At 60.7% G+C, this 13,278-nt stretch carries 15 protein-coding genes; 10 read left to right on the forward strand and 5 right to left on the reverse strand.

The features are described 5' to 3' along the window. Window positions 1-89 precede the first annotated feature (89 nt). From TU80_RS08870 to moaE, 4 genes are all read left to right on the forward strand, one after another. A complete protein-coding gene (locus TU80_RS08870; protein ID WP_017848644.1) occupies window positions 90-1,484 on the forward strand; it encodes a PhoH family protein in 1,395 nt (464 codons plus the stop codon). A gap of 146 nt (window positions 1,485-1,630) precedes the next feature. Next, window positions 1,631-2,104 carry a cyclic pyranopterin monophosphate synthase MoaC gene (gene moaC / locus TU80_RS08875; protein ID WP_046384623.1) on the forward strand — a complete coding sequence of 158 codons (474 nt, stop codon included), beginning with the start codon at window positions 1,631-1,633 and terminating at the stop codon, window positions 2,102-2,104. Then, a complete protein-coding gene (gene moaD, locus TU80_RS08880; RefSeq protein WP_046488654.1) occupies window positions 2,101-2,343 on the forward strand; it encodes a molybdopterin converting factor subunit 1 in 243 nt (80 codons plus the stop codon). The genes moaC and moaD overlap by 4 nt, the downstream gene beginning before the upstream one ends. Window positions 2,344-2,345: 2 nt before the next feature. Beyond that, the gene (gene moaE, locus TU80_RS08885) at window positions 2,346-2,795 is read left to right on the forward strand and encodes a molybdopterin synthase catalytic subunit MoaE (protein WP_057004284.1); all 450 of its coding nucleotides are present in this window, start codon (window positions 2,346-2,348) and stop codon (window positions 2,793-2,795) included. A 147-nt stretch (window positions 2,796-2,942) separates the two neighbouring features. Here the strand turns inward: moaE and rhlB are convergent, their stop codons facing one another. Then, the gene (gene rhlB / locus TU80_RS08890) at window positions 2,943-4,424 is read right to left on the reverse strand and encodes an ATP-dependent RNA helicase RhlB (RefSeq protein ID WP_046488650.1); all 1,482 of its coding nucleotides are present in this window, start codon (window positions 4,422-4,424) and stop codon (window positions 2,943-2,945) included. A 96-nt stretch (window positions 4,425-4,520) separates the two neighbouring features. Beyond that, entirely contained in the window at window positions 4,521-5,177 is a 657-nt protein-coding gene (locus TU80_RS08895) for an alpha/beta hydrolase (RefSeq protein ID WP_017848649.1), read from the reverse strand. Window positions 5,178-5,522: 345 nt separating this feature from the next. Between TU80_RS08895 and TU80_RS08900 the strand changes: the two genes are divergently transcribed. The 4 genes from TU80_RS08900 (at window position 5,523) to TU80_RS08915 (ending at window position 9,692) form a co-directional block, all read left to right on the forward strand. Then, window positions 5,523-6,554, forward strand: a complete 1,032-nt coding sequence (locus TU80_RS08900) for an amino acid ABC transporter substrate-binding protein (RefSeq protein WP_046384621.1) — start codon at window positions 5,523-5,525, stop codon at window positions 6,552-6,554. Window positions 6,555-6,626: 72 nt separating this feature from the next. After that, window positions 6,627-7,808: an amino acid ABC transporter permease gene (locus tag TU80_RS08905; RefSeq protein WP_057004285.1), complete on the forward strand. Its 1,182-nt coding sequence runs from the start codon at window positions 6,627-6,629 to the stop codon at window positions 7,806-7,808. Between the two features lie 10 nt (window positions 7,809-7,818). Continuing rightward, complete coding sequence (locus tag TU80_RS08910; protein ID WP_017848652.1) at window positions 7,819-8,916, forward strand: amino acid ABC transporter permease; 1,098 nt, start codon at window positions 7,819-7,821, stop codon at window positions 8,914-8,916. 11 nt (window positions 8,917-8,927) lie between these two features. Further along, window positions 8,928-9,692, forward strand: a complete 765-nt coding sequence (locus TU80_RS08915) for an amino acid ABC transporter ATP-binding protein (protein WP_003171943.1) — start codon at window positions 8,928-8,930, stop codon at window positions 9,690-9,692. 64 nt (window positions 9,693-9,756) lie between these two features. Here TU80_RS08915 and TU80_RS08920 read toward each other — a convergent pair whose 3' ends face one another. After that, window positions 9,757-10,245 (reverse strand): type II toxin-antitoxin system MqsA family antitoxin, encoded by a 489-nt coding sequence (locus TU80_RS08920; RefSeq protein WP_046384619.1) that lies wholly within the window; start codon window positions 10,243-10,245, stop codon window positions 9,757-9,759. After that, window positions 10,242-10,553 (reverse strand): type II toxin-antitoxin system MqsR family toxin, encoded by a 312-nt coding sequence (locus TU80_RS08925; protein ID WP_057004286.1) that lies wholly within the window; start codon window positions 10,551-10,553, stop codon window positions 10,242-10,244. The genes TU80_RS08920 and TU80_RS08925 overlap by 4 nt, the downstream gene beginning before the upstream one ends. Window positions 10,554-10,712: 159 nt before the next feature. On the opposite strand from TU80_RS08925, the gene TU80_RS08930 reads away from it, so the two are divergent. Together TU80_RS08930 and TU80_RS08935 are read left to right on the forward strand one after the other, a co-directional pair. Then, window positions 10,713-11,372 carry a FadR/GntR family transcriptional regulator gene (locus TU80_RS08930; protein WP_017848655.1) on the forward strand — a complete coding sequence of 220 codons (660 nt, stop codon included), beginning with the start codon at window positions 10,713-10,715 and terminating at the stop codon, window positions 11,370-11,372. Further along, complete coding sequence (locus TU80_RS08935) at window positions 11,362-12,627, forward strand: CynX/NimT family MFS transporter (protein WP_057004287.1); 1,266 nt, start codon at window positions 11,362-11,364, stop codon at window positions 12,625-12,627. The genes TU80_RS08930 and TU80_RS08935 overlap by 11 nt, the downstream gene beginning before the upstream one ends. Here TU80_RS08935 and TU80_RS08940 read toward each other — a convergent pair. Beyond that, entirely contained in the window at window positions 12,624-13,265 is a 642-nt protein-coding gene (locus TU80_RS08940; RefSeq protein ID WP_057004288.1) for a DUF1120 domain-containing protein, read from the reverse strand. The genes TU80_RS08935 and TU80_RS08940 overlap by 4 nt on opposite strands. Window positions 13,266-13,278: the final 13 nt, after the last annotated feature.

Raw genomic sequence — 13,278 nt, forward strand, 5'->3', positions numbered from 1 at the left:
GACGTCACGCAAGGTGCAGTCGGTGGTCGAATCGAGGCGCAGCACTGTTGTGGTATTGCGTCGACTGGCTCCCACAAAGGTGACCGAGTATGGATGATCATGGACGTAACCCTTCTTCCGACCAGCCAATCCTTTATGTGCTTGATACCAACGTACTGATCCACGATCCGAACGCTCTGCTTAACTTCGAAGAACACCACGTCGCCATCCCGATGATCGTGTTGGAGGAACTCGACAAACTCAAAAGCGGGCATCACAGCGTGGCCGCCGAATGTCGCCAGGCCATCCGCCTGATCGACAAAACCCTGGGTGAAGCGTCACCCGAGGACGTCGAAGTCGGCGTGCCGATCCAGCGCGGCAAAAGCGGGCCCAAGGGTTTGTTGTCGATTTTGATGAGCAAGCGCAGCGAGCCCAACAGCCTGCTGCCGGAAAACCTCAACGACAACAAAATCATCAACCAATTGATCGACCTGCACGCTCGTGACAAGGACATGCGCGTGGTGCTGGTGACCAAAGACATCAATATGCGCCTCAAGGCACGAGCGTGTGGGATCGCTGCCGAGGACTACAGTACCGACCAACTGGTCGACGACGTGTCGATGCTGTCCCGTGGTTATCACACCATGACCGGCTCGTTCTGGGACCGCGTCAGCAAGGTTGAAACCCGTCAGGACCACGGTCGCACCTGGCACCAGGTGCAACTGATCGACAACCTGCCGGCGGTACACGTCAACGAGTTCATCATCGACGAACAGGGCTTCGTGGGCTGGATCAAAGAGATCCAGGTCGACAGGCTGCTGATCCTCGACCTGCATCAGGAACCCCTGTTGCACCAGGAAGCCTGGGGCCTGAAACCGCGTGATATCTACCAGAGCCTGGCGCTGTATGCGCTGCTCGACCCGGACATCCATCTGGTCAACCTGACCGGTGCCGCCGGCTCGGGCAAAACCATCCTGGCTCTGGCGGCCGCCATCGAACAGACCATGGTGACCAAACGCTATCGCCGCATCATCGCCACCCGCAGCGTGCAGGGCCTGGACCAGGAAATCGGTTTCCTGCCCGGCACCGAAGCGGAAAAAATGGAGCCGTGGCTGGGGGCGATCACCGACAACCTCGAAGCTTTGCACATGGATGACGAAAACACCCATGGCAGCGTCGACTACATCCTCAGCAAAGTGCCGTTGCAGTTCAAATCCCTCAATTACATCCGAGGTCGCAGCTTCCAGCAGAGCCTGATTTTGATCGATGAGTGCCAGAACCTCACGCCGCACCAGATGAAAACCATCATCACCCGTGCCGGCGCCGGTTCCAAAGTGGTGTGCCTGGGCAACCTGGCGCAGATCGACACCCCTTACCTGTCCGCGACCAGCTCCGGGCTGACTTACCTGACGGAACGCTTCAAAGACTTCCCGAACGGCGTGCATATCGCGCTGCAGGGAGTTCCACGTTCGATCCTGGCCGAATACGCCGAATCTCACTTGTAAACGCGGTCCATGTAGGAGCGAGCTTGCTCGCGAAGAGTGTCTACGATAACGCGGGTCTCTGGAGCCCCGCGTTGTTCTTTGGTTTTTCGCGAGCAAGCTCGCTCCTACAGGGTTTACAATCGACGCTCCTGATCAGGAGTATCCCTGTGCTGACTCATCTCGATTCCCAAGGTCGCGCCCATATGGTCGACGTCACCGACAAGTCCGTGACGTTCCGAGAGGCGGTGGCTGAAGCGCGGGTGCGTATGCTGCCCGAGACACTGAAAATGATTGTCGATGGTGCCCATCCCAAGGGCGATGTGTTTGCCGTGGCCCGTATCGCCGGGATCCAGGCGGCGAAAAAAACCAGTGATTTGATCCCCTTGTGCCATCCGCTGATGTTGACCGGCGTCAAGGTCGAACTGAGCGCCGAGGGCATAGACTCCGTGCACATCGTGGCGCGCTGCAAACTCTCGGGCCAGACCGGCGTAGAGATGGAAGCGCTGACGGCCGCCAGTGTCGCTGCGTTGACCATCTACGACATGTGCAAGGCCGTGGACCGCGGCATGACCATCGAAAACATCCGCCTGCTGGAAAAGCTCGGCGGGAAAAGCGGGCATTTCAAGGCGGACCAGGCATGAGCATCAACGTACTGTTTTTTGCCCGCTACAGCGAAACGATCGGCCTGGATTCCCTGGAGATGGAAGGCGACTTCGCCACCGTCGACGCGGTGCGCCAGGCATTGGTCGGCGATCCGGGCTTTGACGTGCTCAACGAGACCAGCTTGATGTGCGCGCGCAATCAGGAAATGTGCAGCGTCGACGAGCCGCTCGAAGCCGGTGATGAAGTCGCCTTCTTCCCACCCGTGACCGGAGGCTGAGCATGGCCATCCGTGTGCAGCCCGCGCCGTTTGACCCCGGCGTCGAAGTCAACGCGATGCACGCTGCCAATGTCGGCGTCGGCGCGGTGGTGAGTTTTGTCGGCTATGTCCGCGACTTCAATGACGGCCACGACGTGGCGGGGATGTTCCTGGAGCATTACCCCGGCATGACCGAAAAGGCCCTGGCCAAGATCGCCGTGGAAGCCGAACAGCGCTGGCCGCTGCTCAAGCTGGAAGTGCTGCACCGCATCGGCGCGTTGGAACCGGGCGAGCCCATCGTCTTCGTCGCCGCTGCTAGCGCGCATCGTCAGGCTGCGTTTGATGCCTGCGCGTTTGTGATGGACTACCTGAAGACCCGTGCGCCGTTCTGGAAGAAAGAAAGCACCAGCGAAGGTGCGCGTTGGGTGGACGGGCGCGACAGCGACCACGCCGCAGCGGATCGCTGGAAGTAGCCAGCCGAACACCTATCTCAAAATCAGCTGAAATCAAATGTGGGAGGGGGCAAGCCCCCGATAGCAGTGGGTCAGTTGGCAAATTCTGCGACTGACACTCCGCTATCGGGGGCAAGCCCCCTCCCACATGTTTGACCGCATTTGAGCTTAGGGGCGTTTGCGTTCTACAGCCCGGAGCAAGTGCGTCGGCGGTGTCTCGCAGCTGATCTTGCGGCCCAGCAGCGTCTCGATCGACGGCAACTGATACGAGTCATCCTCCCCGGCAAAGCTGATCGACACGCCCGCTGCCCCGGCACGGCCGGTGCGGCCAATACGGTGTACGTAGTCGTCGGGCATTTCGGGCAGGGTGAAGTTGATCACATGGCTGATGCCGTCGATGTGAATCCCGCGCCCGGCCACGTCGGTGGCCACCAGCACGCGGATCTTGCCTTCGCGAAAGCCTTCCAGGGTCTTGATGCGCTTGTGCTGCGGCACGTCGCCTGACAGTTGCGCGGCGTTGACGCCATCACGCACCAGGCGCTCTTCGATACGGCGCACTTCGTCCTTGCGGTTGGCAAATACCATCACGCGCTCCCAACCGTTGTCGTTGATCAGGTTGTAGAGCAGCTTGTACTTGTCGGCACCGGCCACGGCGTAGATGTGTTGCTCGACGTTTTCGCTGGCGACGTTCAGCGCCTCGATCTCGACGATGGACGGCTCGGTGGTCCACTGCTTGGCGAGGTTCATCACGTCTTCGGTGAAGGTCGCGGAGAACAGCAGGGTCTGACGCTCGTTTTTCGGCGGGGTCTGGCGAATGATCTGGCGTACTTGCGGGATAAAGCCCATGTCGAGCATGCGGTCGGCTTCGTCCAGCACCATCACTTCGACCATGTCCAGGTGTACGTCGCCGCGCTGGTTGAAGTCGAGCAGGCGGCCCGGAGTGGCAACCAGGATGTCGCAGTGACGCGCTTCGAGGTGCTTGAGCTGCTTGTCGAAGTCCATGCCACCGACAAACGTCATGACGTTGAGGCCGGTGTACTTGGTCAGGTCGGCGGCGTCCTTGGCGATCTGCACCACCAGCTCGCGGGTCGGGGCGATGATCAGCGCGCGCGGCTCACCCATGTAGCGTTCTTTCGGCGGCGGCGTTTGCAGCAGTTGGGTGATGATCGAGATCAGGAACGCGGCGGTCTTGCCGGTGCCGGTCTGGGCGCGGCCGATGGCGTCTTTGCCGGCCAGGGTGAAGCCCAGCACCTGCGCCTGGATCGGTGTGCAGTACGGGAAGCCCAGGTCCTGGATGGCGTGCATCAGTTCCGGTGCGAGCTTGAAATCGTGGAAGCGGGTTTTGCCTTCCTGGGGTTCGACGACGAAATCTTCGAGTTTCCACGGCGTGACGGGCGGCTTGGGCGCGCGTTCACGGCGTGCGGCTTTTGGCGCAGGCGCAGGCGCGGTTGCCGCAGCGGCTTCGGCCGGTTTCGGCGGTTCGGTTGGCGTCACCTCGAGCGGTTTCGGCGCGGTCACAGGCGCGGCCAGGCCAGGCTGTTTACCGTCGTGGCGGCTGCCGGGTGTCGGGACGGGAGCACTGGGAACTGGCGCGAGCGGCTCAGCCTCGCTTTTGCCGAACATCTTCTTGAGTGCTTTGAGCACGGTGATCTCATTAATTGGTTAAGGAATATACGCCGGCCAGTGTAATGCAAGAATCGGGCGCGGCGTAGTGCGTCTGTCATGTGGCTAAATAAACGGCGGCGTTCAGCGCAGTCGTTCGGCCAACCACGTACCGATATCGCTGATCTCTTCGGGTAACACTTCGTGACCCATTGGGTATTCCTGCCATGTCACGGTGACACCACGGGTCTTCAAGTGCTCGTAAGCGCTGCGCCCCATGGCGTTCTGTACCACCTCGTCGTACTGGCCATGCAGGCACAGCACCGGAATGCGCTGTTGACTGGCGGATAATTCCAGCTCGTCGTCGAAGGTCGGCGCATAAGTGGAGAGGGCAATCACGCCACCCAAGGCGCCTTGCCATTTATGGAAAGCGGTGTGGTACACCACGGCGCCACCCTGGGAGAAACCCGCCAGGAAAATCCGCGAGGCGTCTATTCCGCTGCTTTTTTGTTCCTTGATCAAATCCGTGACCATTTTGGCCGACTCTTTCAGCTCTTCCAGGCTGATGGACCGCGCCGGGCTCATCGCCCTGATGTCGTACCAACTGGGCATCTCATAGCCGCCGTTGATGGTCACCGGGCGGGTCGGTGCTTGAGGCAGGACGAAGCGGGTGGTCAGCAGGTTTTCCTGCAGCGCTTGGGCCACCGGTTGGAAGTCGTAGCGATCGGCACCCAGGCCATGCAGCCAGATTACGCAGGCGTCTGCAGGCTTGGTGGGCTGAAGAATCAAGGGGTTGCTCATGTCTGCTCCATTAATGTGCGTGCGCTCCGATTGAGTGCGACGGAACGGTGCGCAATAGTTTGATCTGTTACGAGAATGTCGCAAGGTTGAATCTTTTGCCATTGACCTTGGGCTGAATCGACTCAGCAGCCACTCTGGTACGCGCTTTGCTATGTGTAGGTCGATGTCAGATCTTTCCTGGGACGGTAACACTATCAGTGACTGCCGTTTGTGGGATAGCAACTGGAATTACTGCGACTGCCTCATGCTGCTTGACCCTAATAAAAGCCAACACGGGTCGATATCGCCTCATAAGGGTGCGCTGAGGTTCTAGCTCCGACACAACAAGAGCAACTGGAGGTTTGAATGAAGGTATTGAAATCCACCCTGGCCATCGTTTCCGCGGCCGCTGTATTGGGTGTCAGTGGTTTCGCCCAAGCCGGCGCCACCCTGGACGCCGTGCAGAAGAAAGGTTTTGTGCAATGTGGCGTGAGTGACGGCTTGCCGGGTTTCTCGGTACCGGATGCCAGCGGCAAGATCCTCGGGATCGACGCTGACTTCTGCCGCGCGGTAGCCGCTGCTGTGTTCGGCGACGCGAGCAAGGTCAAATTCAGCCAGTTGAACGCCAAGGAGCGTTTCACCGCGCTTCAATCCGGCGAAGTCGACATTCTGTCCCGTAACACCACCATGACCAGCTCCCGCGATGCGGGCATGGGCCTGAAATTCCCCGGCTTCATCACTTACTACGACGGCATCGGCTTTCTGGTAAACAACAAGCTGGGCGTTAAAAGTGCCAAGGAACTGGACGGTGCAACCATCTGCATCCAGGCCGGTACCACCACCGAGCTGAACGTTTCCGACTACTTCCGTGGCAACGGTCTGAAATACACCCCGATCACCTTCGACACCTCCGACGAAAGCGCCAAGTCGCTGGAGTCCGGGCGTTGCGACGTACTGACCTCCGACAAGTCCCAACTGTTCGCCCAGCGCAGCAAGTTGGCCTCGCCGAAAGACTACGTGGTTCTGCCGGAAACCATTTCCAAGGAACCGCTGGGCCCGGTCGTGCGTAATGGCGACGACGAGTGGCTGGCCATCGTGCGTTGGGTTGGCTACGCCATGCTCAACGCGGAAGAAGCCGGTATCACTTCCAAAAACGTCGAGGCTGAAGCCAAGTCCACCAAGAACCCGGACGTTGCGCGTCTGCTCGGTGCCGACGGCGAATACGGCAAAGACCTGAAAGTGAAGAAAGACTGGGTCGTACAGATCGTCAAGCAGGTCGGCAACTACGGTGAAGTGTTCGAGAAAAACCTCGGCAAGAGCACGCCACTGGAAATCGACCGTGGCCTGAACGCGCTGTGGAACAACGGCGGCATTCAATACGCACCCCCTGTGCGCTGATCGCTGATGGTTCTATCACCCGGTGGGCCAACCGCCGGGTGATGTTCTGTTCCATTCTTTCCGGGGCACTTCATGCAAAATAAAATCGGCGCACCAAAGCAGAAGCTCAGCTTCAGCGATCCCAAAGTGCGTGCGTGGCTCTTCCAGATCATCACGATTGTGGCGGTGGTCTCGCTGGGCTGGTACCTCTTCAACAATACCCAGACCAACCTTCAACACCGGGGCATTACCTCGGGCTTCGACTTTCTTGAGCGCAGTGCCGGCTTCGGCATCGCGCAGCACCTGATCGACTACACCGAATCGGACAGCTATGCCCGGGTGTTTGTGATCGGGCTGCTCAATACCTTGCTGGTGACCGTGATCGGCGTGGTCCTGGCGACCCTGCTCGGGTTCATCATCGGCGTGGCCCGCTTGTCGCCCAACTGGATGATCAACAAGCTGGCGACGGTGTACGTGGAAGTGTTCCGCAACATCCCGCCGTTGCTGCAAATCCTGTTCTGGTACTTCGCGGTGTTCCTGACCATGCCGGGGCCACGCAACAGCCATAACTTCGGCGACACGTTCTTCGTCAGCAGCCGTGGCCTGAACATGCCGGCCGCGCTGGCCGCCGACGGGTTCTGGCCGTTCGTGGTCAGCGTGGTCGTGGCCATCGTGGCCATCGTGCTGATGACCCGCTGGGCCAACAAGCGCTTTGAAGCGACCGGTGTTCCCTTCCACAAGTTCTGGGCGGGTCTGGCGCTGTTCATCGTGATCCCGGCATTGTGCGCCTTGGTCTTCGGCGCGCCGTTGCACTGGGAAATGCCCAAGCTGCAAGGCTTCAACTTCGTCGGTGGCTGGGTGCTGATCCCTGAACTGTTGGCGCTGACCCTGGCGCTGACCGTGTACACCGCGGCGTTTATCGCCGAGATCGTGCGCTCGGGCATCAAGTCCGTCAGCCACGGCCAGACCGAAGCCGCACGCTCCCTGGGCCTGCGCCCCGGGCCGACGCTGCGCAAGGTCATCATCCCGCAAGCCCTGCGGGTGATCATTCCGCCGCTGACCAGCCAATACCTGAACCTGGCGAAAAACTCGTCGTTGGCCGCCGGTATCGGTTACCCGGAAATGGTTTCGCTGTTTGCCGGCACGGTGCTCAACCAGACCGGCCAGGCCATCGAAGTCATTGCCATCACCATGAGCGTGTACCTGGCGATCAGCATCAGCATTTCCCTGCTGATGAACTGGTACAACAAGCGCATTGCGCTGATCGAGCGGTGAGGAAACGAGCATGAGTTCGCATACGTTCAAACCTGATATGCCACCGCCGAGCAAAGTCTTCGGGCCGATGGCATGGATGCGCGCCAACCTGTTTTCCAGCTGGCTCAACACCCTGCTGACCTTGTTGGCGTTTTACCTGATCTACCTAGTCGTGCCGCCGATCCTGCACTGGGCGATCCTCGACGCCAACTGGGTCGGGACCACTCGCGCCGACTGCACCAAAGAAGGCGCCTGCTGGGTGTTTATCCAACAGCGCTTCGGGCAGTTCATGTACGGCTACTACCCCGGCGACCTGCGCTGGCGCGTAGACCTGACCGTGTGGTTGGCCATCGTGGGCGTGGCGCCGTTGTTCATCTCGCGTTTTCCACGCAAGGCGATCTACGGCCTGGGCTTTCTGGTGTTGTACCCGATCATTGCCTTCTTCCTGTTGCGCGGCGGCATTTTCGGCCTGACCAGCGTGGCCACCAGCCAATGGGGCGGCCTGATGCTGACCCTGGTCATCGCCACCGTCGGCATCGCCGGTGCCTTGCCGCTGGGGATTGTGCTGGCGCTGGGGCGGCGCTCGAACATGCCGGCGATTCGTGTGGTCTGCGTGACCTTCATCGAATTCTGGCGCGGCGTGCCGTTGATCACGGTGCTGTTCATGTCCTCGGTGATGCTGCCGTTGTTCCTGCCCGAAGGCATGGGCATCGACAAGCTGCTGCGGGCGTTGATCGGCGTGATCCTGTTCCAGTCGGCCTACGTGGCGGAAGTGGTGCGCGGTGGCTTGCAGGCGATTCCCAAAGGTCAGTACGAAGCGGCCGCGGCGATGGGCCTGGGTTACTGGCGCAGCATGGGCCTGGTGATTCTGCCGCAAGCCCTGAAGATGGTGATCCCCGGCATCGTCAACACGTTTATCGCGCTGTTCAAGGACACCAGCCTGGTGATCATCATCGGTTTGTTCGACCTGCTCAACAGCGTCAAGCAAGCCGCCGCCGACCCGAAATGGTTGGGCATGGCCACTGAAGGCTACGTGTTCGCCGCCCTGGTGTTCTGGATTTTCTGTTTTGGTATGTCGCGCTATTCCATTCATTTGGAACATAAGCTCGACACAGGCCACAAGCGTTAGGAGTTGATGTTATGAGCGAAGCGATCAAACAGCCTGTGAGCCCTGAAGGCATTATCCAGATGCAGGGCGTGAACAAGTGGTACGGCCAGTTCCACGTATTGAAAGACATCAACCTCAACGTCAAGCAGGGCGAGCGTATCGTGCTGTGCGGCCCGTCGGGTTCGGGCAAGTCCACCACCATCCGCTGCCTCAACCGCCTGGAAGAACACCAGCAGGGCCGCATCGTGGTCGATGGCGTGGAACTGACCAACGACCTCAAGCAGATCGAAGCGATCCGCCGCGAAGTCGGCATGGTGTTCCAGCACTTCAACCTGTTCCCGCACCTGACCATCCTGCAGAACTGCACGTTGGCACCGATGTGGGTGCGCAAGATGCCCAAGCGCAAGGCCGAAGAAATCGCCATGCACTACCTGGAGCGCGTGCGTATCCCGGAGCAGGCCCACAAGTTTCCGGGGCAACTCTCCGGCGGCCAGCAACAGCGCGTGGCGATTGCCCGGGCGCTGTGCATGAAACCGAAAATCATGCTGTTCGACGAACCGACCTCGGCCCTCGACCCGGAAATGGTCAAGGAAGTGCTCGACACCATGATCGGCCTGGCCGAAGACGGCATGACCATGTTGTGCGTGACCCACGAAATGGGCTTCGCCCGTACCGTGGCCAACCGCGTGATCTTCATGGACAAGGGCGAGATCGTGGAACAGGCGGCGCCGAATGACTTCTTCGACAACCCGCAGAATGACCGGACCAAGTTGTTCTTGAGCCAGATTCTGCATTGATCGATGGTTGATGCTTGAAGCGATAAACCCGGCACCAGGCCGGGTTTATTTTTGCCTGCTGTTTTTACGCGGACGCTTGAGTTGCAAGCTGCGCATCTTTTGCGATCAGCAGATGGTTCAGGTCTTCGCCGGCATTGAGTGCCTCTATTTCGGCCAATAGATGCGGATGTTTATCCAGTAGACGCATCAATGTGAGCAGTGGCGCGGGCGGAAAGATCTCAGCCCTTTCGTAGCGGGAAAATGCGTTATGGCCGCGGCCGGTCAATAGCCTCACCGCGTCTTTCTGCGTCAGATGCAATTTGCGGCGAATTCGTTTCATTTCGGCGGCGATGATTGTCCTGGCATCCATTAACAACTTATCGCTGGCATCGGAATAACGCTCTGCGCTATCGGTGTCCGAATCGAATTCGACCTCGTGACAGGCCTGGCATTCCCAGCCTGCAATATCAGGGATATCCCGGATCATGCCGCGTGTGTTGATCGTGAAGTTGCGACCTTCGAAATGCTGCATTGCGTCATGGGTTCCGCAACTCACGCATTGTTGGGTTTTCATAAGGTTTTCTCCTTGAAGGAGATTACGGGAGGACCACCGCCTGGGCGGTAAGTCACTTTGATGTAAATCTCCGTAGCGTAAATCTTGATCAGATAGACGTCCTGCCACACACGGTGGTCTGAATAGGTCGTCATTGACGTGTACAACATTCGATTCTCAAGGGCGCAGACCGCGAGTCGCATCTGGCCGATGTTCAACTCAAGTTGTCGAGCCGCCTCCCGCGCGCTTGCGGTGAATGCTCTGCTACCCAACCTGATGACATCCGCCTTTATCACCGCCAAATCGTAATGAGGTGTGTACTTTTCCATAAGACACCTAAGGCTGAAATTACCCTTTAAGGGTAATTTTAACAATCGAAAATACTGCTCCGTTTCCCTGCCTGAAAACCCTAGTGCGTTGCCTTTGTAGGCAAGTCCGAATAGGCTGTAGGTAAATTCATCCTATGATTGGACGAAAGCGCAAACCTCATGACAGACATCTCCCCGCTGATCAAACGCTCCCTGGTCGACCAAGCCCTCGAGCAGCTGCGCCAGCGCATCACCCAAGGTACGTGGGCCATCGGCGAGCGCCTGCCCACCGAGCCTGAGCTGGCGGCGGAACTGGGCATCAGCCGCAATACCGTGCGCGAGGCCATGCGGGTGCTGGCATTCTCTGGATTGATCGAGGTCCGCCAGGGCGACGGCAGTTACCTGCGTTCGATGACGGACCCGCTGGGCGCCATGCGCGCGTTATCCCATTGCAGCCTGGAACAGGCGCAGGAGACGCGGCAGATCCTGGAAGTGGAGGCCATCGGTCTGGCCGTCCTGCGTCGCACCGAGCAAGACCTGCACCGGTTGCGCGAGGCGCTTGATGCCAGCGCCGCGCTGTATCACGGTGAGCTGGAGGCCTACATCAGCGCCGATCTGGTATTCCACCAACGGCTGGTGGACGCGGCGCACAACCCGGCGTTGAGCGAGTTGTACCGGTACTTTTCCAGCATCATCGGCGCGCAACTGCGCCAGACCCTGAACATCTCGCCGCGTCGCCAGGCGGTGTTCGACCTGCACACCGCCTTGCTTGATGCCGTAGCGCAGCAAGACCCGGAGCGCGCCAAATCCCTTTGCCGGCAGTTGATCAATGAACCCTGACGCCCCACGCATGCCTGAGTTGGAAGAATTGCTGATCGACGCCGAGGCCGACGACGATGCAGTCCAGCACAGCCCCCCGCCGACGAGCCGGCCATGGCTGTTGCTGCTGGGCCTGGTGCTGGTGGCGCTGAACCTGCGCCCGGCGCTGTCGAGCCTGTCGCCGCTGCTCAGTGAGGTCTCGGCCAGCCTGGGCTTGTCGGCGGCCAGGGCCGGTCTGCTGACCACCTTGCCGGTGCTGTGCCTGGGCCTGTTCGCGCCGCTGGCGCCGCTCCTTGCGCGGCGCTTCGGTGCCGAGCGGGTGGTGCTGGGGATCTTGTTGACGCTGGCCGGCGGTATTCTGCTGCGCAGTGCGTTCGGTGAGGTCGGGTTGTTTGTTGGCAGCCTGATCGCCGGGGCCAGCATCGGCATCATCGGCGTGTTGTTGCCCGGTATCGTCAAGCGCGACTTCGCCAGGCAGGCGGGCGCGATGACTGGGGTCTACACCATGGCGCTGTGCCTGGGCGCGGCATTGGCGGCGGGGGCCTCGGTGCCCTTGAGCGACTCCTTCGGCAACCGTTGGAGCATCGGGTTGGGCTTCTGGATGGTGCCGGCGTTGCTGGCCGCGCTGTGCTGGTTGCCGCAAATCGGGCAGAAGCACGGCGCGCATCGCGTCGCCTACCGGGTGAAGGGCTTGCTGCGCGATCCGCTGGCCTGGCAAGTGACCTTGTACATGGGCCTGCAATCGTCCCTGGCCTACATCGTGTTCGGCTGGGTGCCGTCGATCCTCATCGACCGCGGCCTGAGCGCCACCGATGCCGGGCTGGCGCTGTCCGGTTCGATCATCGTGCAACTGCTCAGCGCCCTCACCGCGCCTTGGCTGGCCACGCGCGGCAAGGACCAGCGCCTGGCCATCGTGGTGGTGATGCTGCTGACCCTCGGCGGGCTGATGGGCTGCCTGTACGCGCCCCTCGACGGGCTGTGGGGCTGGGCGATTCTGCTGGGCCTGGGGCAGGGCGGTACGTTCAGCCTGGCGCTGACCTTGATCGTGCTGCGCTCGCGGGATGCCCACGTGGCCGCCAACCTGTCGAGCATGGCCCAGGGCTTCGGTTACACCCTGGCGTCCCTGGGCCCGCTCGCGGTGGGCCTGATTCACGACTGGACCGGCGGCTGGGCCGCCACCGGTTGGGTCTTCGCGGTGATCGGCCTGGGCGCCATCGTCGCCGGCCTCGGTGCGGGGCGCGCGCGGTACGTCGAGGTCAGCAGCGAGAAAGTCTAAAGGTACTCCACCTCCAGCGTCGCCGAACCGTCCATGAGGATGTCGGTACTCAGGTCCAGGTTCTGTTTGGCGTTGATCACCGTCTCCAGGCTCAGCGTGCTGGTCAGGTTCTGGATCGCCATGGGGCCGGCGGTGCTGCCCGCGGTGTCGGTGAAGCCCAGCAGGCTCTTGGCGCCGATGTTGATCGGGTTGCGGTTGGCCGCGCGCCAGGCCACGCCGCCGGTGGTGGACTCGGTGCCGTGGACCTCGGCCACGCCACCCACCACGGTCTGCTGCGGATCGAACGTCAGCGAGTACACGCCGATCTTGTTCGCGCTGTTGTCCAGGCCCAACCCGTAATAAATCTCGCTGTTGACGTGGGCCGAGCCGTCGCGGTTGTCGTGCATGCGCAAGGCATAACGCACCGGGCCGTTGCAGATCACCGTCAGGTTCAGGGACTTGATCGGCAGCCGCGTGCCGGTCGTGAGGTTGAGGTCTTGCTGGGCGATCTTGCCGAAATCCACCACGCCGTTGGCCGACAGGCTCGGCGCGCAGGACACCGGGATGATCCGGCCGTTGACGTTAAGGTCGACGGGGGCGGCGGCCTGCGCCGGTTGGCTGAACAACAGGGGCACGAGGATCAGGTAGCGAGCAATCATGGGAGGCTCCGAG

Source organism: Pseudomonas veronii (assembly GCF_001439695.1).
Classification (GTDB): domain Bacteria; phylum Pseudomonadota; class Gammaproteobacteria; order Pseudomonadales; family Pseudomonadaceae; genus Aquipseudomonas; species Aquipseudomonas veronii.